Origin of the sequence: Janthinobacterium sp. GMG2, from assembly GCF_033949445.1 — a bacterium.
Taxonomy (GTDB): domain Bacteria; phylum Pseudomonadota; class Gammaproteobacteria; order Burkholderiales; family Burkholderiaceae_D; genus Janthinobacterium; species Janthinobacterium aestuarii.
The window spans coordinates 94,436-120,344 of record NZ_JAXAWA010000001.1 but is presented as its reverse complement, the minus strand read 5'-3'; the positions used below and the strand labels follow the sequence as shown (position 1 = coordinate 120,344).

At 61.9% G+C, this 25,909-nt stretch carries 25 protein-coding genes; 9 read left to right on the top strand and 16 right to left on the bottom strand.

All coding sequences use genetic code 11. From position 1 onward, the window contains the following. Positions 1-2 precede the first annotated feature (2 nt). From SKZ59_RS00515 to SKZ59_RS00495, 5 genes are read right to left on the bottom strand one after another with little or no spacing between them, the layout of a single operon-like run. The gene (locus SKZ59_RS00515; protein WP_219328094.1) at positions 3-1,034 is read right to left on the bottom strand and encodes an ABC transporter ATP-binding protein; all 1,032 of its coding nucleotides are present in this window, start codon (positions 1,032-1,034) and stop codon (positions 3-5) included. A gap of 13 nt (positions 1,035-1,047) precedes the next feature. Further along, complete coding sequence (locus SKZ59_RS00510) at positions 1,048-1,827, bottom strand: ABC transporter permease (protein WP_034778814.1); 780 nt, start codon at positions 1,825-1,827, stop codon at positions 1,048-1,050. Continuing rightward, the gene (locus SKZ59_RS00505; RefSeq protein WP_034745679.1) at positions 1,824-2,663 is read right to left on the bottom strand and encodes an ABC transporter permease; all 840 of its coding nucleotides are present in this window, start codon (positions 2,661-2,663) and stop codon (positions 1,824-1,826) included. The genes SKZ59_RS00510 and SKZ59_RS00505 overlap by 4 nt, the downstream gene beginning before the upstream one ends. Positions 2,664-2,684: 21 nt before the next feature. Further along, entirely contained in the window at positions 2,685-3,707 is a 1,023-nt protein-coding gene (locus SKZ59_RS00500; RefSeq protein ID WP_034745676.1) for an ABC transporter substrate-binding protein, read from the bottom strand. Positions 3,708-3,763: 56 nt separating this feature from the next. After that, a complete protein-coding gene (locus SKZ59_RS00495) occupies positions 3,764-4,879 on the bottom strand; it encodes a porin (RefSeq protein WP_319990499.1) in 1,116 nt (371 codons plus the stop codon). A gap of 225 nt (positions 4,880-5,104) precedes the next feature. Between SKZ59_RS00495 and SKZ59_RS00490 the strand changes: the two genes are divergently transcribed. Next, positions 5,105-6,022 carry a LysR family transcriptional regulator gene (locus SKZ59_RS00490; protein ID WP_034745670.1) on the top strand — a complete coding sequence of 306 codons (918 nt, stop codon included), beginning with the start codon at positions 5,105-5,107 and terminating at the stop codon, positions 6,020-6,022. Positions 6,023-6,030: 8 nt separating this feature from the next. Here the strand turns inward: SKZ59_RS00490 and rsmA are convergent, their stop codons facing one another. The 4 genes from rsmA to SKZ59_RS00470 all read right to left on the bottom strand — a co-directional run bounded on the left by rsmA (position 6,031) and on the right by SKZ59_RS00470 (position 11,721). Then, positions 6,031-6,810, bottom strand: a complete 780-nt coding sequence (gene rsmA / locus SKZ59_RS00485; protein WP_034745667.1) for a 16S rRNA (adenine(1518)-N(6)/adenine(1519)-N(6))-dimethyltransferase RsmA — start codon at positions 6,808-6,810, stop codon at positions 6,031-6,033. A gap of 100 nt (positions 6,811-6,910) precedes the next feature. Beyond that, complete coding sequence (gene pdxA, locus SKZ59_RS00480; protein ID WP_219328096.1) at positions 6,911-7,966, bottom strand: 4-hydroxythreonine-4-phosphate dehydrogenase PdxA; 1,056 nt, start codon at positions 7,964-7,966, stop codon at positions 6,911-6,913. A 19-nt stretch (positions 7,967-7,985) separates the two neighbouring features. Further along, on the bottom strand, positions 7,986-9,380 hold the full coding sequence (locus tag SKZ59_RS00475) for a peptidylprolyl isomerase (protein ID WP_254671579.1): 1,395 nt from the start codon (positions 9,378-9,380) through the stop codon (positions 7,986-7,988). Positions 9,381-9,483: 103 nt separating this feature from the next. Beyond that, complete coding sequence (locus SKZ59_RS00470; protein WP_070302867.1) at positions 9,484-11,721, bottom strand: LPS-assembly protein LptD; 2,238 nt, start codon at positions 11,719-11,721, stop codon at positions 9,484-9,486. A 99-nt stretch (positions 11,722-11,820) separates the two neighbouring features. Between SKZ59_RS00470 and SKZ59_RS00465 the strand changes: the two genes are divergently transcribed. The 5 genes from SKZ59_RS00465 to SKZ59_RS00445 all read left to right on the top strand — a co-directional run bounded on the left by SKZ59_RS00465 (position 11,821) and on the right by SKZ59_RS00445 (position 17,185). Next, positions 11,821-12,888, top strand: a complete 1,068-nt coding sequence (locus SKZ59_RS00465; protein WP_319990498.1) for an aminoglycoside phosphotransferase family protein — start codon at positions 11,821-11,823, stop codon at positions 12,886-12,888. Positions 12,889-12,931: 43 nt separating this feature from the next. After that, entirely contained in the window at positions 12,932-13,651 is a 720-nt protein-coding gene (murU, locus tag SKZ59_RS00460) for an N-acetylmuramate alpha-1-phosphate uridylyltransferase MurU (RefSeq protein ID WP_072457265.1), read from the top strand. Further along, positions 13,651-14,973, top strand: coding sequence for an aminopeptidase P N-terminal domain-containing protein (locus SKZ59_RS00455; protein ID WP_319991075.1), 1,323 nt, complete (start codon positions 13,651-13,653; stop codon positions 14,971-14,973). Before murU ends, SKZ59_RS00455 begins: the two co-directional genes overlap by 1 nt. Positions 14,974-14,982: 9 nt before the next feature. Next, a complete protein-coding gene (locus SKZ59_RS00450) occupies positions 14,983-16,125 on the top strand; it encodes a UbiH/UbiF/VisC/COQ6 family ubiquinone biosynthesis hydroxylase (RefSeq protein WP_319990497.1) in 1,143 nt (380 codons plus the stop codon). Between the two features lie 115 nt (positions 16,126-16,240). Next, a complete protein-coding gene (locus SKZ59_RS00445) occupies positions 16,241-17,185 on the top strand; it encodes a sensor domain-containing diguanylate cyclase (protein WP_319990496.1) in 945 nt (314 codons plus the stop codon). A 44-nt stretch (positions 17,186-17,229) separates the two neighbouring features. Here SKZ59_RS00445 and SKZ59_RS00440 read toward each other — a convergent pair whose 3' ends face one another. The 3 genes from SKZ59_RS00440 to SKZ59_RS00430 are packed head-to-tail and all read right to left on the bottom strand — an operon-like array spanning position 17,230 to position 20,144. Continuing rightward, a complete protein-coding gene (locus tag SKZ59_RS00440) occupies positions 17,230-18,684 on the bottom strand; it encodes an NAD(P)(+) transhydrogenase (Re/Si-specific) subunit beta (protein WP_092712002.1) in 1,455 nt (484 codons plus the stop codon). An 8-nt stretch (positions 18,685-18,692) separates the two neighbouring features. Next, positions 18,693-19,007: an NAD(P) transhydrogenase subunit alpha gene (locus tag SKZ59_RS00435; RefSeq protein ID WP_034745644.1), complete on the bottom strand. Its 315-nt coding sequence runs from the start codon at positions 19,005-19,007 to the stop codon at positions 18,693-18,695. 24 nt (positions 19,008-19,031) lie between these two features. Further along, on the bottom strand, positions 19,032-20,144 hold the full coding sequence (locus SKZ59_RS00430) for a Re/Si-specific NAD(P)(+) transhydrogenase subunit alpha (protein ID WP_319990495.1): 1,113 nt from the start codon (positions 20,142-20,144) through the stop codon (positions 19,032-19,034). A 412-nt stretch (positions 20,145-20,556) separates the two neighbouring features. Here SKZ59_RS00430 and SKZ59_RS00425 point away from each other — a divergent pair, with 412 nt between their 5' ends. Continuing rightward, positions 20,557-21,036 carry an NUDIX hydrolase gene (locus tag SKZ59_RS00425; RefSeq protein WP_034745637.1) on the top strand — a complete coding sequence of 160 codons (480 nt, stop codon included), beginning with the start codon at positions 20,557-20,559 and terminating at the stop codon, positions 21,034-21,036. Positions 21,037-21,067: 31 nt separating this feature from the next. After that, entirely contained in the window at positions 21,068-22,189 is a 1,122-nt protein-coding gene (gene mnmA / locus SKZ59_RS00420) for a tRNA 2-thiouridine(34) synthase MnmA (RefSeq protein ID WP_034745634.1), read from the top strand. Here the strand turns inward: mnmA and SKZ59_RS00415 are convergent. The 4 genes from SKZ59_RS00415 to SKZ59_RS00400 form a co-directional block, all read right to left on the bottom strand. Continuing rightward, positions 22,186-22,593: a response regulator gene (locus SKZ59_RS00415; RefSeq protein WP_289907367.1), complete on the bottom strand. Its 408-nt coding sequence runs from the start codon at positions 22,591-22,593 to the stop codon at positions 22,186-22,188. The two genes, mnmA and SKZ59_RS00415, sit on opposite strands and share 4 nt — an antisense overlap. Before the next feature lie 41 nt (positions 22,594-22,634). Next, complete coding sequence (locus tag SKZ59_RS00410; protein ID WP_319990494.1) at positions 22,635-23,408, bottom strand: 5'-3' exonuclease; 774 nt, start codon at positions 23,406-23,408, stop codon at positions 22,635-22,637. A 61-nt stretch (positions 23,409-23,469) separates the two neighbouring features. Next, positions 23,470-24,003 carry an Sbal_3080 family lipoprotein gene (locus SKZ59_RS00405; RefSeq protein ID WP_219328102.1) on the bottom strand — a complete coding sequence of 178 codons (534 nt, stop codon included), beginning with the start codon at positions 24,001-24,003 and terminating at the stop codon, positions 23,470-23,472. A gap of 17 nt (positions 24,004-24,020) precedes the next feature. Beyond that, positions 24,021-24,692, bottom strand: coding sequence for a glutathione S-transferase (locus tag SKZ59_RS00400; RefSeq protein ID WP_319990493.1), 672 nt, complete (start codon positions 24,690-24,692; stop codon positions 24,021-24,023). 164 nt (positions 24,693-24,856) lie between these two features. Here SKZ59_RS00400 and SKZ59_RS00395 point away from each other — a divergent pair, with 164 nt between their 5' ends. Beyond that, complete coding sequence (locus tag SKZ59_RS00395; protein ID WP_319990492.1) at positions 24,857-25,909, top strand: YjgN family protein; 1,053 nt, start codon at positions 24,857-24,859, stop codon at positions 25,907-25,909.

Genomic DNA, 25,909 nt, shown 5'->3' with positions numbered 1-25,909 from the left:
AGTTAGGCACCCAGCCACAGGGCGCTGTCGGCAGGGAGCACGAACGAGACGGCCGTGCCTTCGCGCCAGGCGGCGCCACCGGCCGCGCAAATGCCCTTGACCTGGCCCAGCGGCGTTTGCAGCAGGTATTCGACGGTGTCGCCCAGGAAGCCGCGTGCCAGCACGGTGCCCGGGTATTGGCCTGCAACGTCATCCGATGCGCAGACGCGCACCTTGTCCGGACGCCAGCCCAGCACCGTGGTGCCGGCGGCGACGGGAGACGTGTACGGCAGGCTGGCGCCCGCGTGGTGCAGCGCGCCGTCGCGGTAGTCGAACAGGTTTTCAAAACCCATGAAGTTGGCGACAAAACGCGTCGACGGCGTGTTGAACACGGCTTCCGGCGCGGCCAGCTGCTCGATTCGCCCGCCGTTCATGACGACGATGCGGTCGGACAGGGCCAGCGCTTCTTCCTGGTCATGCGTCACGTACAGCATGGTGATGCCCAGTTCGCGCTGGATGCGGCGCAGCTCGGCGCGCATCTGCACGCGCAGCTTGGCGTCCAGGTTCGACAACGGTTCATCGAGCAGCAGCAGGGCCGGTTCGACGACGATGGCGCGCGCCAGCGCCACGCGCTGCTGCTGGCCGCCGGACATCTGCGCCGGCAAGCGCGTTTCAAAACCCGTCAGGCCCACGGCGGCGATCACGGCTTCCACTTTCGTTTTCAGCAGGGCCGGCGCGACCTTGCGCAGGCGCAGCCCAAAGGCGATGTTGTCGTACACGTTCAGGTGCGGGAACAGCGCATACGACTGGAACACCATGCCGATATTGCGCTTGTTCGGCGCCAGCTTGCCGATCTCGCGGCCGTCCAGCACGATGCGGCCCGACTGCAGCGGCATCAGGCCGGCAATCGCGCGCATGGTGGTGGTCTTGCCGCAGCCGCTGGGGCCCAGCAGGGAAATCAGTTCGCCCTGCTCGACGTGCAGGTCCAGGTCTTTCACGGACGTCGTGTTCTTGGCGTAGCCGAGATTCAGCTTGTGCAGTTCCAGATAACTCATCGTGTGTTGCCTCTTACATGTATTTAGAAATGCCCAGCACCTTCTCGGTCACCATCACGAAGGCCATGGTGAACAAGACCAGCAAGGTCGACAGGGCAGCGATCGATGGATCGAAGCTGTTTTCCATATGGCCCAGCATCTCGATCGGCAAGGTGCTGATGCCGGGTCCCGTGAGGAACAGCGACACGGGCACCTGGTTGAACGAGGTGACGAAGGCGAGGAAGAAGGCGGCGATCACGGCGTTGCGGATATTCGGCAGCACGATCATGAAAAACGCGCGCAGGCGCGACGCGCCCAGGGTGATGGCGGCATCCTCGATATCCACGCGCAGGTTGACCAGGCTGGCGTACACGACGCGCACCGAATACGGAATCAACAGCGCGATATGGCCGATCAGCAGTCCCACGTAGACGGGCGCGTTAATCGTCAGCACCAGGTGGTGCAGCAAGCCCAGGCCCACGAGGATGGCGGGAATGATCAGCGGCGACGTCAGGATTTGCCGGATGGCTCCGATGCCCGGTGGCGGCATGCGCGAAAACGCGTACGCGACGGGTATGCCCAGCAGCAGCGCGATGACGGTCGCTATCAGGCCGATTTCCAGGCTGGTCTGGAAGGCGCGGCGGAACTCGGGCGCCGACCACACTTCGATGATCCAGCGCAGCGAGTAGGACTCGGGCGGGAAGGCCAAGGTTTCGCCGCCGGAAAAGCCCGCCAGTACGACGATGGCGAAAGGCCCCAGCAGGAACAGGAATACCAGCCATAAAACGGCACGTGAAAAGAGGCTTTCTTTCATACGGAACTCCGGCTCGAGGAAATACGTTTAAGGCCGGCGTTGACCAGCAGGGTCATGCAGACGAGAATGACGGCGATGACATTCGCGGCGCCGAAATCGCTTTCCACGCTGACCTTCTGGTACAGCAGCGTTTCCAGCATCAGCACCTTGGTGCCGCCCAGCAGGGCCGGCGTCACATAGGCCGTCACGCAGCCCGTAAATACCAGCGTGCCGCCGACAACCAGGCCTTCCTGCGTCAGCGGTAGGGTGACCTTGCAGAAGACTTGCCATGGATTGGCGCCCAGGGTGGCGGCAGCCGGTTCCACGTCGCGCGGCAGGTTTTCCAGCGCGCCCGCCAAGGACATCAGCATCAGCGGCAGCAGCAGTTGCAGCAGGCCGACAAAGACGGCAAATTCGCTGAACAGCAAACGCAGCGGCTCTTCCGTGAAGCCCATGTTGACGAGTGCCGCGTTGACGGCGCCGTTGCGCCCCAGCAGCACGATCCAGGCGTAGGTACGCGCGATCGGCGAGACCATCAGCGGCAAGATCATCATGCCCACCACCAGGCCGCGCCACTTCGGCGACACGCGCGCCACGGCTTGCGCGGCCGGGTAGCCGAGAATGATGGCCGCCAGGGTCACCAGCGCGGCGATGCGCAAGGTGCGCCAGAAGATGGTGCGGTTGAACTCCTGCGAGAAGAAGTCGATGAAGCGGTCGACGCCCCACTGCATGCCATCGCCGACGCGGAAGGCGTCGACCAGCAAGGCCAGCACGGGCAGCAGGAAGCAGACGACGATAAAGATCAGCGCCGGCAGGACCAGCAGCAGTCCCAGGCGCTTTTTTGGATCAGCAAACATGGTGTTCTCTCCTCGTCACCACTATTTGCTCATGGCCTTGTTCCACTGCGTCATCCAGTTGCTGCGCTGTTTGATGATGGTTTCCGGTTTGACGAATTTCAGCGAGTTGATCTGGTCGGCGCCATAGGTATTGAATTGCGCGGCCGCCACGGACAGGCGCACGTCCTTGTTGACGGGCGAGTCGACCAGATTGGTCGCCAGCTGCGTCTGCACTTCCTTGGACAGCCAGAAATCCATCAGCTGGTAGGCCAGGTCCGCATTCTTCGAACCGGCGACGATGCCCATCACGTTCATGCCGGCCGCCTGGCCTTCGGCCGGGATGCTCCATTTCAGGGGCAGGCCCGTCTTGAGCATTTGCGACCACGTAAAGCGCGCCACGGGCGCGGCCCAGATTTCATCCTGGGCGAACAGAGCCGCCAGCTGCGCGCTGTTTTTCGAGAACGTGACGACGTTGCCCTTCATGCCGACGATCTTCGCAAAGCCGGTCGCGTAGTCGTCCGTCTTGCCGCCCCAGGCCGCATCGGCCATGCGCAGCATCAGCGGGCCCTGCGTGGTGCTCACGTCGGGGAAGGCCACGCGGCCTTTCAGTTCGGGGCGCCACAAGTCCTTCCACGACGTCAGCGGGGCGATCTTGTCGCTGCGATACACTAGGCCCACGGAATACAGCGTGTAGCCGACGGCGTAGTTGCCGCCGATGGGATTTTTCGCCACGTCGTACAAGGCTTTGTAATTGCTCAGCTTGGAGTAATCCATGGGCTGGATCACGCCCTTTTGCGCCGCTTCCAGCATGCCGGAATCGGACAGCAGCACCAGGTCGATCACCGGATTCTTGGCGTGCACCACCAGCTTGGCGATGCGGTCCGCGTTATTCCCCGTTTCCACCTTGATATCGCAACCGCATTTGGCCTTGAACGGCTCGTACACATACTTCATGAACAAGGGCTGGGCAATCGGATAGGCCGAAATGACCAGCTCGCGTTTTTCCGCGTGAGCGGCGTTAGCCAGCAAGCCTAGGCTCAACGCCAACATGAGGTGCTTTTTCAAGATGCTTCCTTTCAGAGGCGGCGCTGCGGGACAGCGCCTGTAAAGATGAATCAGAGTCAGAAATAATGTCGCATGCCGGCGATCAGGACGCTTTGCGTCTTGCCGCCCGAGGCGCCGAAGCCGAACACGCGGGCGAACGTCGCATCGCCGGCCGCTTTCTGGTAGCTCCAGGTGATGGCGATATCGGTGCGCTTGGACAGGAAGTAATCGGCCTGGAAGTTGACCTGATGCCATTTCGGCGTCTTGTTGATCACGTCATATTTACCGGTGGTAAAGAAATACGAGGCGCCCAGGTTCAACGCTTCCGTCAGCTTGTGGTTCACGTTCAAGTCCACGTTTTGCAAGGTCAGATTGCTTTGATCCAGGTAGTGGTAGCGCACGTTGGTGTACAGCGCGCCGAACTTGGTCTTGCCGACATTATAAAAGCCTCCCGTGCCGGCGATGGCCTGGTCATTCACGCCGGCGCCGCTGACGGCGCTCTTGTTGAAGATCAACAAGGAGCTGCCATAGTCATTGCCGATGGCGCCATTCGGCGCATCGGGGCTGTTCGGACGGTCCATCTTGGTGTAGGCGACGGCCCAGCTGAAGGCGTCGACCTTGTAGCCGGCGCCCATGCTGTAGACGCGGTTGCGGTTCGAGTCTTCCGGGTTTTCGCTGAAGCCGTACAAGCCCGTGAACGACAAGTTGCTGATGTTCGGGCTGACGTATTTGACGGCGTTTTGCACGCGCAGATTGTTGTAGCCATTGTCGTTGTCGCCGATGTGCACGCCGTTACTGGCGATGACCACGGGGCCCAGCAGATCCTTGACGGCTTCGTACTGGCGCCCCAGTGTCAGGGTACCCTTGTCGTTGCTGGACAGCCCCACATACGACTGGCGGCCGAACAGACGGCCGCTTTGCGAGGCCGTGCCCGTCATGACGTTAAAACCGTTTTCCAGCACGAAGAGTGCCTTGGTGCCGTTACCCAGGTCTTCCTGGCCGCGGAAACCGATGCGGGGATTCTGATTCGTGCCGCTCAGCGCATGCGTGCGGCTGCCCTTGCCTTCATCCGATACATAGCCGATACCGGCCGACAGCAAGCCATACACTTGCACGCTGCTTTGCGCCTGCGCCACGCCGTGCGCCGCCAGCAAGCCCCCCACCACCATCGTTCCCGTCATCCATTTGTTCATCGCCGCCACCCTAAAAAGAATAAACCCTGAGTTTTTTTGGAATTATTTTATTGATGCATCCCTTGCATGGCGTGCTGCCGCGAGTACCGGCGCCGCCTGGCAAGCGCTTCTCTGAAGATTGTTGCCTTCAAGACAAGTAAGGACCAGTCCAGAATATGGTAAATTGCAGGATAAGAAAATTTGTTTATTTTTATAAATCCATTACTTTTTCTAATAAGCAAACCCATGCATGAACTGAGCAAGAAAATTTCCTTACGACATTTGCAAGCGTTTGCCACCCTAGCCCGGGTAAACAGCTTCAGCAAGGCCGCACAGGAATTGTGCGTGACCCAGCCGGCCCTCAGCGCATCGATCAAGCTGCTGGAAAACCAACTGGGAAAAAAGTTGTTTAACCGCACAACCCACCAGCTGGAATTGACACGCGAAGGCAAGCTGGCGCTCGACTACGCCACGCATTTATTGAATACGGCGAGCAATACCTTTGCCGATATCCAGCGCGCCATCGGCAGCGGCCGGCACCGCATCCGCATCGGCGCCATCCCGTCGGCCATGGCGATGACGGCCGTGGTGGTGGCGCGCTACTGCGAGCAGCATGGCGATGAAGTGGAAATCGTCCTGTCGGACATGCCCAACGATGGCTTGCTGCACGCGCTGCATTCGGGCCAGCTGGACTTTTGCGTGGGCATCGAAGTGCCCGGTTCCGTGTCGCTGGAAAGCGTGGGCCTGTTCGAAGACGAGCTGGTGCTGGTGACGGCGGGACGCCATGCGCTGGCGCCGCTCAAGGAAGTGCGCTGGGACCAGCTGGCGGGCCAGGAAATCGTCGTGTTCACCAAGGGCAGCATCTGGGAGTTCGCCTCGAGCGCGCTGCGCCAGCATGGCTTGAGCCCGTCGAGCCTGTACCAGATGATCCACAGCGAATCGCTGTACGGCGTGGTACGCGCCGGCATCGCCGTGGGCATCATGCCCAGCCTGTACACGACCTTCCTCAACGACGAGGACCTGCACGTGGCGCCGCTGCGCCAACCCACGTGCAAGCGTAAGATCGCCCTGATGCGGCGCAATGAAATCAGCCGCAACCACCATGTGGACGACTGTTTTTCAGCGCTGCGGCAGGATTTGCAGCAGGTCGACCAGTGGTTTTAAGTTAATACTTAAGCAGGTGCCTTCAGCAAGTTCGCCAAAGCCACATACTGCTCCAGCCCCACCGTTTCCGGACGCAGGGTTGGGTCGATGCCGGCCGCCTTGATCTGCTCTTCCGTAAACATCCCGGCCAGGCAGTTGCGGATCACCTTGCGGCGCTGCGAGAAGGCCTTCATGACGACGGCTTCCAAAGTCGCCTGATCGCAAGCCAGGCGCTCGGCCACGGGGATCATGCGCACGATGGCCGATTCCACTTTCGGAGGCGGATCGAAGGCCGTCGGCGGCACGATGAACAGCAGCGACATCTTGTAGCGCCACTGCAGCATCACAGACAGGCGGCCATACGCCTTGCTGCCCGGCTCGGCCACCATGCGTTCGACCACTTCCTTTTGCAGCATGAAATGCTGGTCCTGCACCAGCGGCGCGAAGTCCGCCAGGTGGAACAGCAGCGGGCTGGAAATGTTGTACGGCAAGTTGCCCACGATGCGCAGCTTCTGGCCGGCCGGCACGGGGATTTGCGCGAAATCGAATTTCAGCGCGTCGCCCGAATGGATCGTCAGCTTGGCCGGATTGAAGGTTTTTTCCAGGCGCACGATCAGGTCGCGGTCCAGCTCGACCACATGCATCTGCTTCAAATGGCGCAGCAGCTGCTCCGTCATGGCGCCCAGGCCGGGGCCGATCTCAACCATGGCATCGTCCGGCTGCGGCCCGATGGCGGCCGTGATGTCGTCGAGGACGAAGCGGTCATGCAGGAAGTTCTGGCCAAAGCGTTTGCGGGCAACGTGTTTCATAATGTGTTTTCTATTAATGCGGTAAAGCCGGCACAGGCCGGCGGAATCGGTTGAGCAGGCAGCGTCGGGTTACGCCGTGCCGGCTAACCCGACCTACGCTCTATGCTCTGGTCGGGGTGCTGGCGCGCAACATGTCGAGCGCCGTTTGCAGCGCTTGCTCCATGCTGTGGCCGTCGGCCAGCCCCAGCCCTTGCGCGGCCAGGTCCAGCGCCGTGCCATGGTCGACCGAGGTGCGTATCAACGGCAAGCCCAGGGTGATATTGATGCCGCGCCCGAAGGTCGCGTATTTCAGCACGGGCAAACCCTGGTCGTGGTACATGGCCAGCACGCAGTCGGCATCGGCCAGGTATTTGTGCTGGAACAGGGTGTCGGCCGGGTACGGTCCGCGCGCATCGATGCCGCGCGCTTGCGCCGCCGCAATCGCCGGGGCGATGACATCGATTTCCTCGCGTCCCAGATAGCCGCCCTCGCCCGCGTGCGGGTTCAGGCCGGTGACGAGGATGCGCGGCGCGGCGATGCCGAATTTCCGTTGCAGGTCCGACTGGAGGATATCGAGGGTGACGGCCAGGCTGTCCATGGTGATGGCAGCGGACACGTCCTTCAACGGCAGATGCGTGGTGGCCAGCGCCACGCGCAGGGTCGGTTCGCCATGGCCGGGTTCACCGGCCAGCATCATCACCACTTGCGGCGTGCCGGTTTTTTCTGCCAGGTATTCCGTATGGCCGGAAAAAGCCACGCCGGCGTCGTTGATCGTGCTTTTTTGCAAGGGCGCCGTGACCATGGCGCCAAACCAGCCGGCTTCGATGCCTTCCACGGCCGCGTCCAGGGTCGCGAGCACGGAACGCCCGTTTTCCTTGTCCAGCACGCCGGGAATGACATTGTTCACGGTGGGAATATCGATCACGGCCAGGCGGCCGGGTCCGAACTGGGGCAAGCCGCTGTTGCGTACGGCTTGCAGCGACAGCGCCGCCAGACGGATCTCCGGGTCGATCAGGCTGGCCGTCAGCGCCAGGAAGGCGGCGTCGCCCAGCAGGATGCAGTTGACCTCATGCCGCATGGCCCAGGCGGCGCGGATCGAAATTTCCGGGCCGACACCGGCCGGTTCGCCACAGGTAATGGCGATGGCCGGGCGGCGGGCAACAGGCAAGTTACTCATGCGCAATCAGTCAGCGGCATTACTGGTCGTCCGCGCGGAATTCGACGTAGGCACGGTCGCGCACTTCGCGCGCCCAGTTTTCCGTCGCTTCTTCCAGCTTGCGTTCGCGCAAGGCGTTGCGTGCGGCAGCGCGCTGCTTCTCTTTCGAGACGTCATCGCTCTTGCGTTCCAGCACTTCGATCAGATGGAAGCCAAAGCTCGATTCGATCGGTTCGCTCACCTCGCCCGGTTTCAGCGCATTCATCGCCGTTTCGAATTCCGGCACGGTGTCGCCTGGATACAGCCAGCCCAGGTCGCCGCCCTTGGCCGCGGAGCCGTCGTTCGAGAACAAACGGGCCAGGTCTTCGAACTTGGCGGCCTTGTTGTCGAGACGCTCTTTCAGCTCCAGCAATTTACGCTTGGCTTCGGCCGCCGACAGGGTCGGCGTCACTTTCAGCAGGATGTGGCGGGCATGCGTCTGCTGCACGGCGGCGACGGCTTGCGCCTCGGCAGCGCTGCGGCGGTCCACCAGTTTCAGGATATGGAAGCCCGTGTTGCTCTTGATGATAGGCGTGATCTGGCCCGGCTTCAATTTCAGCAATTGCTCCGTGAACAGGGGCGGCAGGCGGTCGCTATTGCGCCAGCCGATATCGCCGCCGCTCAGCGCATCGCTGGCGTCGGAATAGCTGGCGGCCATCTTGGCGAAATCGGCGCCCGTGCGCAGTTGGCGGCTGACTTCTTCGGCGCGCGCGCGGCGTGCGGCGATTTGTTCAGGGCTCGAGTTTTCCGGGATGCGCACGAGAATTTGCGCCAGGTTCAGCTCCACCTGTTCGCTGGCGGCCGCCTTTTCCGCTTCCAGGAAGTTATCCACTTCGGAATCGGAAATCTGGATCTTCGCGTCGACTTCGTGCTCGCGCAGGCGCTGCATGATGATTTCATCGCGGATTTCTTCGCGGAAGGTCGCAAACGGCGTGCCTTCTTTTTCCATCTGGTTGCGCAGCTCTTGCACCGTCATCTTTTGCTGTTCAGCAATACGGCCAATCGCGCGGTCCAAGGTCAGGTCATCCACGCGGACGCCCATTTCCTTGGCCAGCTGCATTTGTGCACGCTCGACAATCATGCGCTCGAGCAGTTGACGACGCAGGTCGGCAGGATCCGGCAAGGGCACGTTCTGCGCCTTCATGCGCTGCTCCACGCTCTTGATACGGGCCGCCACTTCATTGCGCGTAATCACATCGTCATTGACGACGACGGCGATGGAATCGATGGTCTGGCCACTGCTCGACGCGGGGGGAGTGAATCCCTTGACCGGCGCTGGGGCAGCAGCAGCGGGCTTGGCCGCAGGAGCTGGCGCAGCCTGTTGCGCCCAGACACTACTGGTCGTGGCGCCGGAAATGGCGCACAACAAAACCGTTGCAATTTTGAGTTGGTGCATACTGGCATTACGCATAATGTGTAGAGCGCTCATGAGTTCAGGTGAATAAAAAAACCGGTTTGTGCCAGCGCCGGGAACACCGGCGGCGGCAACGGAGCCTATCTTAACGGAGTGGCTGGCTCAATGTCTGGTAACCAGGGATGGTTTTTGTAAAAGTTTCCAGGCCATTCGCACCCAGGCCCAGACCATTCGACAAGCCCGTCAATTCCAGCTGGAAGAAGATCGGCGTCGAGACAGTCTTGGTCGTCGTCACGAAACGCTGCGCGCCCATGCGGAACACCCAGCAGTCGCCCTTGTATTCCAGGCCGACCAGGCTTTCCAGCATGCTGCGATCCTTGATGGAGTAACTGATGCGGCCGACGCCATACAGCCGGTCCGTCAACGGCCATTGCGTCGACACTTCCGCATTGCGCAGGACGTCACGCTGAAAACGGTTACTGAAATTCAATACCTTCTTCGGCCCTGGCTGATATTGCAAGGTGTAGTTGTAGCTCATCAGGCGGCGATCGCTGGGATTGTACTGCAACAGGCTGTCAGCGGTCCAAGTCTCGGACACGCGGCCCGTTGCGGCCAGCAGGATATCCGAACGCGACTGGTTGACGGGCGTCGTCGAATTGAGCTGCACGCGCTGGTCGGCAAAATAGAAACGCTGGCCGAAAGTCAGGCGCATGCGCTCCGTGCCGTCCGATTGCAGGAAGCGCGAGACGACGGCGGCCGTGACCTGGTTGGCGTCGCCGATGCGGTCGCTGCCGACAAAACGGTTTTCCGTGAAGATCTGCGTCAGGTTGAACGTGCCATCGGCCGTATCGAAGTTCGGGAACTGCGACTGGTCGCGGTACGGCGTGTAGACGTAGAACAGGCGCGGCTCCAGGGTTTGCGTGCCACCCTTGGCGCCAAACAGATTCGTGTCGCGTTCAAACACCAGGCCGCTGTCGACGGAGAAGGTCGGCACGGCGCGCGTAAACGAGGTGTCCTTAAACAGCGCCTTGGTCCGGGCGTCATTGTCGAGTTGATACGCGCTCGCATTGAGCATCAGCTTGGGCGTGATGAAGTAGCCAGGGCGCATGATGGGGAAACTCACCTGCGGCACGGCCACGAGGCGCGAGCCTTGCACCAGGGTCGGATGCGCGAAGCGCGTCGCTTCCGCGTCGAAGGTCCAGTCGAAACCGCCCCAGACGTCGTATTTGCCAGCGTGGAAGTTTACCGCGGGCAAGCGGTCGTACGGACGTGGCACGACCACATTGGGATCGGGATCCTGCAGCACCTGGTAATTCTGCACGCGTGCCGTCAGGCTCCAGTCCTCGGTGCGGTAATCGGTGCGCAATTCGCGCAGCAACTGGCGCTCGGTGGCGGAGGCGACGGTTTTCGAGAAATCGTTCGGGTAATTATTGTCCGACGCCTCGCGCAGATCCCAGCTGTAAGTCCAGCCCTTGGCCAGCGCCTGCTCATGCTTGGACTTGATCATGTAGCGGTTGGTCTTGGTTTGCTTGTCGTTAGGCAAGAATTCAAACGACGTTTCACCGCCATACAAGCCGGCATCCGTCTCGCCCATGTAGCGGCCCGTCGCACCGAGCTGGATGCCGCGCCGCTGGATGTAGCGAGGGAACAGGGTCAGGTCGCGGTTCGGCGCGATGTTCACGTAATACGGCATCAGCAGCTCGAAGCCGTTCTTCGAGGCAAAGCCCGGCGTGGGCGCCAGCCAGCCCGAGCGGCGCGCACCCGACAGCGAAAACGAAATGCCCGGCGTGCCCAGGATCGGCACGTCCTTGAAATAGATGATGGTCTTGCTGCCGGTGCCCACGTCGCGGCCCGTATCGAGGTTCAAGGTGCTCGATTTCAGGTACCAGTCCGGATTCGGCCCTTCGCAGGTACTGTACGTGCCGTCGATCACAGTGGCTTCGTCTGGATTGATGAAGTCGACGCGCTCGGCCTTGCCCTGGCCGCCGCCCACTTCGAAGCGGTAGGTCGGGTTGAGCAGGAAACCCTTGCCGGTCTCCATGTTCAGCTTCAGGACGTCGCCCGTGTAGTAATCGCCGAAACGCCACATCTTGATATGGCCCTCGGCGTCGAACTGATCTTCAACTTGTTTGTAACAAGCTGTATCGGCCGTCATTTTTGTGGTTTTTCCGCGCTCAATCACGACATTCTGGTCGAGATTGATCTCTCTTTCCGGTCGTCCGTTCATGCTGTTCGCCGTCATGACGGTGGGCGCGTCGGGATCTTCCACATGCACGGGACGCGGTGCTTTCTGGGCGTGGACAGGCACCGTCGTGGCGGCGACGAGCGCGCTGATGGCGAAAGCCCAGCGCTGCGAAGGGGGGGAGGCCGAAAACCAGCTCATGAATTGGAAGGGGCAAGCACCATTGACAGGCGATTTTTTGATTTGAATCCCTTATTATATGGGAATCTGCACCATCAACCCGATTCCACAGGCCGCTTAATGTCATTCTCCCCCAATTCCTCCACCGCGCCGGCCTCCGCCGACGCTCGCCTGACCCTGTTGAAAGCCTGGTTGACCTCGCTTAACCTCGTCGCGCCCGAATCCGCCCGCCCCGCTTCCAGCGATGCCAGCTTCCGCCGCTACTACCGTCTCGATGTGCTGCCAGGCAACACAACATTGCCAGGAAGTACACTGATCGCCATGGATGCGCCGCCCGAGCGCGAAAACGTGCCCGCCTTTGTCAAGGTGGCCGGCTTGCTGAAAGGCGCCGGCGTGTCCGTGCCCGAGATCATCGCGCAAGACCTGGAGCAGGGCTTCCTGCTGCTCTCCGACCTGGGCACGACCACCTATCTCGACGCCCTGAACCACGACAACGCCAGCGTGCTGTACGCCGAAGCGCTGGAATCGTTGATGAAAATCCAGCTGGCCAGCCAACCGGACGTCTTGCCCGAATTCGACCGCGCCTTCATCCTGCGCGAAATGAATCTGTTCCCGGAATGGTTTATCGGCAAGCACTTGGGCGCCACCTTGACGGATGTGCAACAAACCCAGCTGGACAAGGTCTTCGAAGCCATCACGGCGAATATCTTGTCGCAGCAGCAAGTATTCATGCACCGCGACTACCATTCGCGCAATTTGATGCACATCAACGATGGCTCCATCCCGAATCCCGGCATCCTCGACTTCCAGGACGCTGTTTTCGGCCCCGTCACCTACGACATCGCCTCGCTGCTGCGCGACGCATATATCCAGTGGGATGAAGAACTGGTGCTCGACTGGGTGATCCGCTACTGGCAGCGCGCCAAGCAGCTGGGCTTGCCAGTCAATCCGGACATCGACGCCTTCTACCGCGATTTCGAATTCACGGCACTGCAGCGCCACCTGAAAATCCTCGGCCTGTTCGCACGCCTGAATTACCGCGACGGCAAGGATCTGTACATGGGCGACCTGCCAACCGTGCTCGACTACGTGCGCAAGACAGCCAACCGCTATACGGAACTCAAGCCGCTGGTGCGTTTACTCGATGCTCTTGAGAACAAAACGCCGCAAGTCGGCTATACATTCTGATCACTTCAGAGCAATTTACAATGAATCAGAAAACGAGTACCCCATGAAAGCCATGATCTTTGCCGCAGGCCGCGGTGAACGGATGCGTCCGCTTACCGACACCTGCCCCAAACCGCTGCTGAAAGTGCGCGGCCGTCCGCTGATCGTCTGGCATGTGCTGAACCTGGTGCGCGCCGGCATCACGGACATCGTCATCAACCATTCGCACCTGGGCCATCTGATCGAGGAGACCCTGGGCGACGGCAGCGCGTACGGCGCGCGCATCGCGTATTCGCCCGAGACCACGCCGCTGGAAACGGCGGGCGGCATCGCGCAAGCGCGCCACTTGCTGGGCGAGGAACCGTTCCTCGCCATTTCCGGCGACATCTATTGCCCGTATTTCGATTTCAAGCAGGTGCTCGACGTGCTGGCCGACAAGGATGTGCTGGGCACGCCGTACCCGGCCGACCAGCGCGATATCGCCTGGGCCTATCTGGTGCCCAATCCCGACTTCCACCCGAAGGGCGACTTCGGCCTGACCTTGTTCGCGATCAACAATACGGACGACACCAGGTGGACCTTCGCCAATATCGGCGTGTACCGTCCTGAAATGTTCGACGGCATCACGCCCGGCAGCCACGCCAAACTCGGCGATTTGCTGCGCCGGTATGCGGACCAGGGCCGCGTGGGCGGTGAAGTCTATACCGGCGAGTGGACCAATGTGGGCACGCCGGCACAGCTCGACACGCTCAATGGCGTGGCAGCGAAGGCGCCTGCGGCATGATGGCCAATTACGCGGCACGGCGCGCGGCGCTGCTGGCGCAGATGCTGCCGGGCAGCGTGGCCATCCTCGCCACGGCGCCCGAAGTGCCGCGCAACAGCGATTGCGATTATCCATATCGCCACGACAGCTATTTCTATTACCTCAGCGGTTTCACGGAACCCGACAGCGCCGTGGCCCTGGTGGCCGCCAGCGCCACGGCGCCCGCGCGCGCCATCCTGTTTTGCCGCGCCAAGAACACGGAGCGCGAAATCTGGGACGGTTTCCGCCACGGCCCCGAAGCGGCCCGCGCCAGCTTCGGTTTTGACAGCGCCTTCCCCATCGAGGAACTCGACGTGGAAATGACACGCCTGCTGGCCGACGCCCCCGCGATCTACCATGCGCTGGGCGGCAGCCTCGATGCACAGGTTAAGGTCTGGCGAAACAATGTGCGGCAAAAGGCCCGCAGCGGCGTCACGGCGCCCGCCATAGCGCATGACATTCATGGCATGCTCGACGCCATGCGCCTGCTGAAAGACACGGAAGAACAAAACCTGATGCGCCGCGCGGCCGCCATTTCCAGCGCCGCCCACGTGCGCGCCATGCGCGCCACGCGTCCCGGCATGCACGAATATGCGCTCGAAGCGGAGCTGCTGTACGAATTCCGGCGCAGCGGCGCGCAGTTCCCCGCGTATTCCTCCATCGTGGCCGGCGGCGGCAACGCCTGCATCCTGCACTACAGCGCCAACAACGCGGTATTACAGGACGGCGAGCTGGTATTGATCGACGCCGGCTGCGAACTCGATGGCTACGCCTCGGACATCACGCGTACCTGGCCCGTCAACGGCCGTTTCAGCGGCCCGCAGCGGGCGCTGTATGAACTCGTGCTGGCCGCGCAGCAAGCGTCGCTGGACATGGTGCGCCCCGGCTTGCCGCACAGCGCCATCCACGAAGCGGCCGTGCAGGTGCTGGCGCAGGGCATGCTGGACCTCGGTTTGCTGGACCGGCAAAAAAGCGGCGGTGTGCAGGACGTCATCGCCGACAAGAGCTATATGCCCTTCTACATGCACGGCACCAGCCACTGGCTGGGCATGGACGTGCACGACGTGGGCGCCTACCGCGACACGGATACCCCCGGCAAGCCGTGGCGCGCGCTCGAAGCGGGCATGGTGCTGACGGTGGAACCGGGCATCTATGTGCGTCCTGGCCCGGGCGTGCCGGAGCAGTTCTGGCATACGGGCATCCGCATCGAAGACGATGTGCTGGTCACGCCGCAAGGCCATGAAGTCTTCAGCACGGCGCCCAAGAGCGTCGCTGAAATCGAACAACTGATGTCACAGGATTAACGCCGCCGCATGCATACACCGCCCACTTTCGATCTCGCCATCTGCGGCGCCGGCCCCGTCGGCATGGCGCTGGCCGCCTTGCTGGTACAGCGCGGCAGCCGCGCCGCCGGCATCGTCCTGCTCGACGCCAAATCCATCGAACAAGCGAGGCGCGATCCGCGCACCATCGCCCTGTCGCACGGCAGCCGCCAGATTCTCGAGGAAGCGGGCGCCTGGCCCGTGGAAGCGACGCCGATCCATCAAATCCACGTCTCGCGCCGCGGCCAGTTCGGGCGCAGCCTGATGGACCGCAGCGAACATGGCGTCGAGGCGCTCGGCTACGTGGCCCGTTACGGCGCCGTCGTCAGTTCGCTGGCCGACGTGTGCGAGCGCCTTGGCGTGGCCAGCCTGCGCCCGGCGCTGGTGACGGGCAGCGTGGAAGACGCCGATGGCGTGAGCGTGCAGATCGACCAGGCGGGCGCCGCGTCGAGCTTGCGCGCCAGCCTGCTGGTGCAAGCCGAGGGCGGCCTGTTCGGCCAGCAGCCGGAACGGGCCGTCAGCCGCGACTATGGCCAGAGCGCCATCATCGCCCATGTGCGCACAAGCAGCCCCATCGTCCACCGCGCGTATGAGCGCTTCACCGACGAAGGCCCGCTGGCCCTGCTGCCGCAGGACGATGGCTACGCGCTCGTGTGGTGCGTGCCGCCCACGCGTGCAGAACAATTGCTGGCGCTGGACGACGGTGCCTTCCTGGCCCGCTTGGGCGCCGCCTTCGGCAGCCGCCTGGGACGCTTTACGCATACGACGCCACGCTTGGCCTATCCGCTGGGCTTGAACGCGCAGGCGAACGGCACGGCGCGCACGGTCGCCATCGGCAATGCGGCGCAAACCCTGCACCCGGTGGCGGGACAAGGCTTGAACCTGGGCTTGCGCGACGCCGCCGTGCTGGCCCGCGTGCTGGCGCAGGACGGCAGTCCGGCCGGGCTGGAACGCTACGCCAGCCTGCGCCAGACCGACCGGGGGCTGACCGTGCGCGTCACCGACACCATGGCGCGCATCTTCACGGGCAGCGCCCCCACGCAAGGTTTGCTGGGCCTGTCGCTGGGTTTGCTGGACGCATTCCCCCCAGCACGCAAGGCATTGGCTGGGCTGATGATGTACGGCCGCCGATAAGGCTTAACAATAAGGAAAGAGCTGGGGCGAAAAAGAAACAGGGAACATATCCGGCATGGAATAAACGGCCCGCGGATGCGACAATGGCTGTCACCTGGCTTTTGGCGACCGTTCCATGACAGATGTATTGCCCGCAGCACCGCCTGCCGCTCTTCCCGAAGTGCTCTTTTCCCGCCTGCTGGAAGACGCCCTCGACGCCGTCATCATCATCGACGAGCATTGCCGCATCCGCTATATCAATGGCGCCATGCAGGCATTGTCGGGCTATGCGAGCGGGGAATTGCTGGGCCAGACCTTGAACGGCCTGCTGCCAGACGCCGTCGGCGCGCAGCACGACAATCACGTGATCAATTACATCCGCAGCTCGCGCACGTCCAGCGTGCTGGGCAAGATACGCGAATTCGCCATCCGCCACCGCGACACGCAGATGATCCCCATCGAAATGAAGGCGATGGACCTGGGCGTGGTCGACGGCATCCGCTATTTCGGCGCCTTCTTGCTCGACGTGCGCGAACGGCGCGAACTGGCGGCCAAAAACGCCAGCCTGCTGGCGCAGCTGGAACAGCAGGCGCTGCACGATGCGCTGACGTCGCTGCCGAACCGGCGCGCGTATGAAGCGCAAGCCGAGCAGGCGATGGCGCGCGCGGCGCGCAGCGGCGCCGCCCTGACCGTGGGCGTGGCCGACCTCGACCATTTCAAGAAGATCAACGACCGCTACGGCCATGCCGTGGGCGACGCCGTACTGCGCACGGTGGCGCAGGCGCTGCGCGACACGGGACGCATCACCGACGTGGCGGCGCGCCTCGGTGGCGAAGAATTCGGCCTGCTGTTCCCCGACGCCAGCCTGCAGCAGGCGCATAGGGTGGCCGAACGCATCCGCGCCGCCGTGGCCGCCGCCATCACGCCGTTGCCCGATGGCGGCGAACTGCAGGTGACCATCAGCATCGGCGTGGCCTCCCTGACGACCGGCGCCACGCTGGATGCGGCCATGTCCGATGCCGACAAGGCTCTGTATGCGGCCAAGCACCAGGGCCGCAACAAGGTCGTGGCGGCCCAATAAAACGGCCCGCGCAAGGCGGGCCGTCCGGTCGCTGCAAGCCGTGCTTATTCGACGGCTTTGAGCATATCCTCGATCACCTTCTTCGCATCGCCAAACACCATCATCGTGTTCGGCTGGTAGAACAGGTCGTTGTCCAGGCCCGCATAGCCGGACGCCATCGAGCGCTTGTTGACGATGATGCTCTTGGCTTTATACGCTTCCAGGATCGGCATGCCGGCGATCGGCGATTTCGGGTCCTTCGCCGCCGGGTTGACGACGTCGTTCGCGCCCAGCACCAGCACCACGTCCGTCTGGCCGAATTCGCCGTTGATGTCTTCCATCTCGAAGACCTGGTCGTACGGCACTTCCGCCTCGGCCAGCAGCACGTTCATGTGGCCCGGCATGCGCCCCGCCACCGGGTGGATCGCATACTTAACGGTGATGCCCTTGTGCGTGAGCTTTTCCACCAGTTCCTTCAGCGAGTGCTGCGCGCGCGCCACGGCCAGGCCGTAGCCGGGCACGATGATGACGGTTTCCGCATTGCTCATGATGAAGGCGGCATCGTCGGCCGAACCCGATTTCACGGGCCGCTGCTCCTGTGCACCGGCCGCGCCGGCCGCTGGCGCATCGCCGCCGAAGCCGCCGAGGATGACGTTGAAGAACGAGCGGTTCATGGCCTTGCACATGATGTACGACAGGATCGCGCCAGACGATCCCACGAGCGAACCGGCGATGATCAGCATCGAGTTATTCAGCGAAAAGCCGATGCCGGCCGCGGCCCAGCCCGAGTAACTGTTGAGCATCGACACCACCACCGGCATGTCGGCGCCGCCGATGGGGATGATGATCAGCACGCCCAGCGCAAAGGCGATCAGGGTCATCACGATGAACGGCGTCCATGCCGGTTCGACGCCATCGGCGAAGCAGAACGCCAGGCCCAGTCCCACCATCACCAGCGCCAGCACGAGGTTGAGCATGTGCTGGCCCTTGAAGCTGACGGGCGCGCCCTGGAACAGGCGGAACTTGTATTTGCCCGACAGCTTGCCGAAGGCGATCACGGAACCGGAGAACGTGATGGCGCCGACAAAGGTGCCGATGAACAGTTCGAAGCGGTTACCGATTGGCAGCGCCTCGCCGTGCTTGGCGATATTGAAGGCCCACGGCTCCGACACGGCCGCCACGGCGATGCACACTGCGGCCAGGCCGATCAGCGAGTGCATGGCCGCCACCAGTTCCGGCATCTTCGTCATTTCCACGGTTTTCGCCAGGTAGGCGCCGATGGCGCCGCCCGTGACGATGCCGATGATGACGAGGGTCAGGCCCATGCCGCCCGTTTGCTGCTCCTTCAGTTTCAGGATCAGCGCCACGGTGGTGACGGCGGCAATGGCCATGCCGCTCATGCCAAAGGCATTGCCGCGGCGCGCCGTCGATGGCGACGACAGGCCTTTCAGGGCCTGGATGAAGCACACCGAGGCGATCAGGTACATCATCGTCACCAGGTTCATGGTGACGAAGCTCATGGCGTGACTCATTCTTTTGCTCCTTGCTTGGCCTTCGGTTCTTTTTTACGGAACATCTCGAGCATGCGCTGCGTGACGAGGAAGCCGCCGAACACGTTGACGGCGGCCAGCGCGACGGCCAGGGTGCCGGCCACTTGCGCCAGCGGGCCATCGGTCAGGCCGGCCGCCAGCATGGCGCCGACGATGATGATCGCGGAAATGGCATTGGTGACGGCCATCAGCGGCGTATGCAGCGCCGGCGTGACGGTCCAGACGACGTGGTAGCCGACATAAATGGCCAGCACGAAGATGATCAGGTTGGTGATGGTATGACTGATTTCCATGATGTTGTTCTCTCCGGCACCGCGTTATTTTCTGAGGATGTCATTGCCTGCGCAAACCAGGCTGGCCTTGATGATTTCATCCTCGCGGTCGATCAGCAATTGATCGTCCTTGTCGATGATGAGCTTCAAGAAGTCCAGCACGTTGCGCGCATACAGGGCCGAAGCGTCGGCCGCCACCAGGGTGGCCAGGTTCGGCTCGCCCACGATGTAGACGCCGTGCTTGACCACCGTCTTGCCCAGTTCCGACAGCGGGCAATTGCCGCCCTGCTCGACGGCCAGGTCAACGATGACGGAGCCCGGTTTCATGGCTTTCACCGTTTCTTCGGAAATGAGCACGGGCGCGGCGCGGCCGGGAATCAGCGCGGTGGTGATGATGATGTCGGCCAGTTTCGCCCGTTCGTGCACGAGTTCGGCCTGGCGGCGCATCCAGTCGGCCGGCATGGCGCGCGCATAGCCGCCCGAACCCTTGGCGATCTCTTTTTCTTCATCGGTGAGGAAAGGCACGTCGAGGAACTTGGCGCCCAGGGACTCCACTTGTTCCTTGACGGGCGGGCGCACGTCGGACGCTTCGATGACGGCGCCCAGGCGCTTGGCCGTGGCGATCGCCTGCAGTCCTGCCACGCCCACGCCCATGATCAGCACGCGGGCCGCCTTGACGGTGCCGGCCGCCGTCATCAGCATCGGCATGAAGCGCTGATAGGTATTCGCAGCCACCAGCACGGCCTTGTAGCCGGCGATGTTCGCCTGCGAGGACAGCACGTCCATCGACTGCGCGCGCGTGATGCGCGGCACGGCTTCCAGGGCGAAGGCGGACAGGCCGGCCGTGGCCATGGCGGCGATATTGTCCGCGTCAAACGGGTTCAACATGCCGATCAGCACCGTGCCGCTGGCCATCAGGGCCCGTTCATCGGCATCGGGCGCGCGCACCTTGAGCACGATGGCGCAGCCATAGGCTTCCTGGGCGGTGCCGATCTGCGCGCCGGCGGCGGCATAGGCGTCGTCGGGAATCGAGGCTTGCAGGCCCGCTCCGGACTGCACGACGACTTGATGCTTGGCTGCCAGCTTCTTGACTGTCTCGGGCGTTGCCGCCACCCGCGTTTCACCAGGCCGTGTTTCGGCCGGTATGCCTATCCTCATGATGCCTCCGCTAATTGATAAACTGACTAGAATCTAACACGGAAAGCAGCGCGTTAAACGTTTGTGAAGCAGCAACTTTTAGTCGTACGACACTAATTTACCCGTAATACCAATCCTTGTTCCGCCATGCGGTATGGCGACCATATTGTGGGAAAGGTGTGTCAATCTCACCACAGTCGAGCACGCGTACGCGCTTGTTTTGACCACAGGGAAAGCCTATATTAGCGGGCGCTTGCTGCCCTCTTGCCGACTAAGCCCCCATGCTAGTGCGCTCCCCGGGACAGACGTAAGTACCTCCCACCGCTATTTGCTAAAACGTTGTCATTTATCAATATGTCCGCGCAACAAAAGGCCGGCTTCAAACCGCGCGCGCAGAACAAGATAAAATGTCGGCTCTTTCAAGGATGGAATCATGCCGAGAATCTGGAAACCCTCTGTCACCGTTGCCGCCATCGTCGAACGCGACGGCCTGTTTTTACTGATTGAAGAAGAGACCAGCGAAGGCATCAAGATCAATCAACCGGCCGGCCACCTCGACCCGTTCGAGTCGCTGGAGCAGGCGGTGATCCGCGAAACGCTGGAAGAAGCGGCTTACGATTTCATCCCCACGGCACTGGTCGGCATGTACATGTCGCGCTATCAGTCCTTGCGCACGGGCGAGGACGTGACCTACTTGCGCTTCACCTTTTGCGGCACGGCCGGCGCCGAGCATGACCGCCCGCTGGACGAAGGCATCATCCGCACCTTGTGGATGACGCGCGACGAGCTGGCCGCGTGCCAGGAGCGCCACCGCAGCCCGCTGGTGCTGCAGTGCGTGGACGAATACCTGGCTGGCAGGCGCGCGCCGCTGGCCCTGCTGCACACGCATGCGTCCGTTTTCAATAGCGCATAGCAACATTATCTAAAGTACACTGGAAAGCAAGATGAGCAAGAAGAAAGTCGTTATCGGCATGTCGGGCGGGGTCGATTCCTCGGTCGCGGCATGGATGCTGAAGGAACAAGGCTATGAAGTCATCGGCCTGTTCATGAAAAACTGGGAAGATGACGACGATTCGGAATACTGCTCCACGCGCCAGGACTGGATCGACGCGGCCAGCGTGGCCGACGTCATCGGCGTCGATATCGAAGCCGTCAATTTCGCCTCCGAATACAAGGACCGCGTGTTCGCCGATTTTCTGCGCGAATACCAGGCCGGCCGCACGCCGAACCCGGACGTGCTGTGCAACGCCGAAATCAAGTTCAAGGCCTTCCTCGACCACGCCATGACCCTGGGCGCCGACCTGATCGCCACCGGCCACTATGCGCGCGTGCGCCAGGCGCCGACCGATGCGGGCCGTTATGAACTGCTCAAAGCCGTCGACGCCAGCAAGGACCAGAGCTACTTCCTGCACCGGCTGAACCAGGCGCAGTTGTCGAAAACCCTGTTTCCGCTCGGTGAAATCCCGAAGACGGAAGTACGCAAGATCGCTGAAAAACTGGCGCTGCCGAACGCGCAGAAGAAGGATTCGACGGGCATTTGCTTTATCGGCGAGCGCCCGTTCCGCGAATTCTTGAACCGCTACCTGTCGTACAAGCCGGGTCCGATGAAAACGGCCGACGGCAAGACCGTGGGCGAACATGTGGGACTGAGTTTTTATACCCTGGGCCAGCGCAAGGGCATCGGCATCGGCGGCGTGAAGTCGTACCAGAACGCGGACGGCAGCAGCGACGCCTGGTATGTGGCGCGCAAGGATATCGCCAACAACACCCTGTGGGTGGTGCAGGGCCATGACCACCCGTGGCTGCTGTCGCCGGCCTTGACGGCCGACCAGGCCAGCTGGGTCGCCGGCACGGCGCCGCAGGCGGGCGCCTTGAGCGCCAAGACGCGCTACCGCCAGGCCGACGTGGCTTGCCAGCTGCTGCCGGATGGGAATGAACACTTCGGCCTGGCCTTCGACCAGGCGCAATGGGCCGTCACGCCTGGCCAGTCGGCCGTGCTGTACGACGGCGACGTGTGCCTCGGCGGCGGCATCATCGCCAGCGCGACGGGCCTGGCTGGCGTCTAACTATTGCCTTGCGCGGCGGCGGCCAAAGCCTGCTGCTTGCGCACCATGGCGATCACCGTATTGCGCACGGTTTTCAGGACCGTGTCGGCCATGAACGGTTTCACGATGAAGCCCGACACGCCCATGGCGTGGGCCGCCTGCAGCGAGGTGGCGTCGATGCCGCCCGAGACCATGAAAATGAGCGTCTTCGGATACTGGGCGCGGATGGTCTGCACCACGTTGGTCCCGTCTTCCACCTGCTCGCGCGCGATGCAGACGAAATGCGGATGGTGCTTGACCAGCAGCGCCAGCCCCAGCGCGCTCGTATGCGTCTGCCCGCAGACATCGTAGCCGCCATCGGTCAGGACCGTGTTCAGCAGGCCGCGCGCCACGGCGCTGCTATCGATCAGGACTGTCTTTAACATCATGATTTACTTCCCTTGCTTGATTGTTCTTGCCTGGCGCTTTACTTTTCCCACACCAGCTTGTTCCAGGTGACGCCCAAGGTCACGTCGGTCTTGAGCGCAACTAACTTTCTTGAAAGATACAGTATTTCCCGCTCTTTTCGCAGGCTTTCGCCCAGCGCGCCCGGTAAAATGCCCGCGCCGGCCATCACGGCGTCAATATTGCCGTAGGCGCGCAACAGTTTTGCGCCCGTCTTCAGGCCGATCTTCGACACGCCGGGGATGCTGTCGGTGACGTCGCCCATCAGCGCCAGCAGGTCGGGCAGCAGTTCCGGCGGCACGCCGAACTTTTTCTCGACCCAGGCGTGGTCGTGCCAGACACCCTTGAAGTGGTCCCACACGAGCGCGCCGTGGGCGATCAGACCGTGCAAATCCTTGTCGGTGGTGGCGATGACGGCTGCGCCGCGCCCCTCGTGCAGCCAGCGCATGACGGCCGTGCCGATTACGTCGTCGGCCTCGACCTCAGGAATGCTGACCACGTGCATGCCGAAGCTGACCAGGGTGGCGTAAAAGCCGGGCAAGGCGTCGCGCAGCACCTGCGGCATGGGCTGGCGTCCCTCGCGGTAACCGGCATACAGGGCGTGGCGCCAGGTCGGGCCGCCGAAATCGAAGGCCGGCAGGATATGCGTCGGCTCGTGGTCGTTGATGAGCGTGCGGAACGACGACAGCGCATGGCGCAGCGCGATCTCCGCCTTCAGGTCGGAATCGGGTTCAGGACTGGCTTCGTAGACGCGGCGTACGATATTCAAGCCGTCGATAGCGAGGAGTCTGGCCATGCGGTAAATGGATACTGGTTGAATCGATCATTTTACCGTATGGGCCGCTCCGAAAGCAGTTTCACATCCCCGCGCCGCCTGGGAAGAGTTGATTGACCAACTCGCCAATCTTTTGATCCGCATCGATGAACTTCGCCGTATTCATGCCGGCGCGTTTGGCGTCGTATACGACTTCGCCCACCACTTTGCCATTGTTGTACACCTTAATATTCGCATAATTCATGTACATCGCCAGATCCCAACGCCAGTTTGCCGTGTAGGTGGACGTCAGGGGGCATTCGATGATCGATGCGGTAGGCGGCAGTTGACGGGCGATATATCCCTTGCCTTCGAGCGCTCGCTTGTACGACGTAATAAACCCGACTCGCACATCGGGGTTATCCAGAATGCATACTTCCTTGCTGGCGAAATGCTCCACCGGCTTGACTGTCTGTTTAATTGCGCATCCCGTGAATAGCAGCATCAGGGCGGAAACAAGCGTTATTCTTTTGAGCATGGAAGGAGCGCATCGCAGCGCGGTTAGATGGTTGCATGAAGGAAAATATTCTATAGCAAAATAATATGAAAAAGTAATATTAATTTCCTTGCATGCCATCTTCCGCACTCATCATTTTACTTTGCGAAATCGTAGGGCCCGCCACGTTCGAGCGCCCGCTGGTAGGCTGGCCGCGCATGGATGCGCTGCAGGAACGCCGTCAGCTTCGGCAGGCGCTCGTCGAGTCCGCCGCGCATGGCCGCCGCTTCCAGTGGAAAGCTCATCTGGATGTCGGCCGCCGTGAATTCATTGCCGGCAAACCATTTGCTGTTCTCCAGCTCCGCTTCCATGTAAGCCAGCTGGCTGTCGATATTGGGCAGGATGAAGCTGCTCTTGACCTTGCTGGCGATGCCGCGCGCGATCGGTTTGACGAAAAACGGCATCGGCGACGATTCGACCTTGTCGAATACCAGCTTCATCAGCAGCGGCGGCATGGCCGAGCCTTCCGCGAAATGCAGCCAGTAGGTCCAGCGCAGCTTCTCCGGCGTGCCCGCCGCCGGGATCAAGCGGCCATTGCCGTAGCGCTCGACCAGGTACTCGATGATGGCGCCCGATTCGGCGATGGTGTTGGCGCCATCCGTGATCACGGGCGACTTGCCCAGCGGATGGACGGCCTTCAGCGAGGCGGGCGCCAGCATGGTTTTCGGGTCGCGCTGGTAGCGCTTGACCTCGTAATCGAGGCCCAGTTCCTCGAGCAGCCAGAGCACGCGCTGCGAGCGCGAATTGTTCAGATGATGGACGACGATCATGGTTTTCCCGTTAAGCGATGGTTGAGTTCCAGTATAGCCGGGACGGCCGGATCGGGGCGGCGCAAGGGAATCTGCAAAAAAATTGCGAAAAACAGTATTTTCAATTGATAACTTTTCAATCTTCCCTTATCTTGTTTTGTTTCCAATAAGTAAGGAAACCCCCTGTGGATTTCGACACCAACAACACCACGCCCAAGCGCGAAGCCATCACCTTCAGCGCCACGGGCAGCGAATACTTCCGCATCTGGATCGTCAACCTGCTGCTGAGCATCGTCACCCTGGGCATTTACTCCGCCTGGGCCAAGGTGCGCCGCAACCGCTATTTCTATTCCAGCACCCACCTGGCTGGCAGCAGCTTCGAATACCATGGCAATGCCGTGGCCATCCTGAAGGGCCGCATCGCGGCCGTCGTGCTGATCGGCGGCTACAACATCGCCTTCCAGATCTCGCCCATCATCGGCCTGATCATGCTCGTCTTGATGATGGCCGTGCTGCCATGGCTGGTGTGGAAAAGCCTGCAATTCAAGCTGTACAACACCAGCTACCGCGGCATCCGCTTCGGCTTTGACGGCAGCGCCAAAGAAGCCTACAAATACTTCCTGTGGCTGCCCATCCTCAATACCTTCACGGCTGGCCTGATGACGCCGTTCCTGCACCAGCGCCTGAAGCGCTTCCAGCACACGCAAAGCCGCTTCGGCAGCAGCAACTTCAGCTTCGACGCCTCGGTCGGCAGCTTCTACAAAACCTATTTGCTGTTCTTCGCCCTGCTGCTGGCCGGTTTCCTGGTCCTGATCTTTGTCGTCTTCGCCAGCGTCTTCGCCACGTTTGCCACCGATGCCAACGATGTCACCAAGGCCGGCAGCATCTTCGGCGCCGTGGCCGCCCTGTATGCCTGGGCCTTTATCGTGCTGCCGCTGTTCCTGACCATGATCCAGAACCTGATCTGGAACCATACGCGCCTGCAGCAGCACCAGTTCCAGTCGCAGCTGACGTGGGGCCGCACCACCTTCATCATGCTGACCAACCTGCTGGGCATCGTCGTCACCTTGGGCCTGTTTTCGCCATTCGCCCACGTGCGCTGGCTGAAGTACCGCCTGGAAGCGACTTCGATGCTGGTGCACGGCAGCCTCGACGCCTTTGTCGCCGCCACCGGCGAGCAAGTGTCGGCCACGGGCGAAGGCATGGTCGACCTGCTGGACTTCGACCTGTCGCTGTAA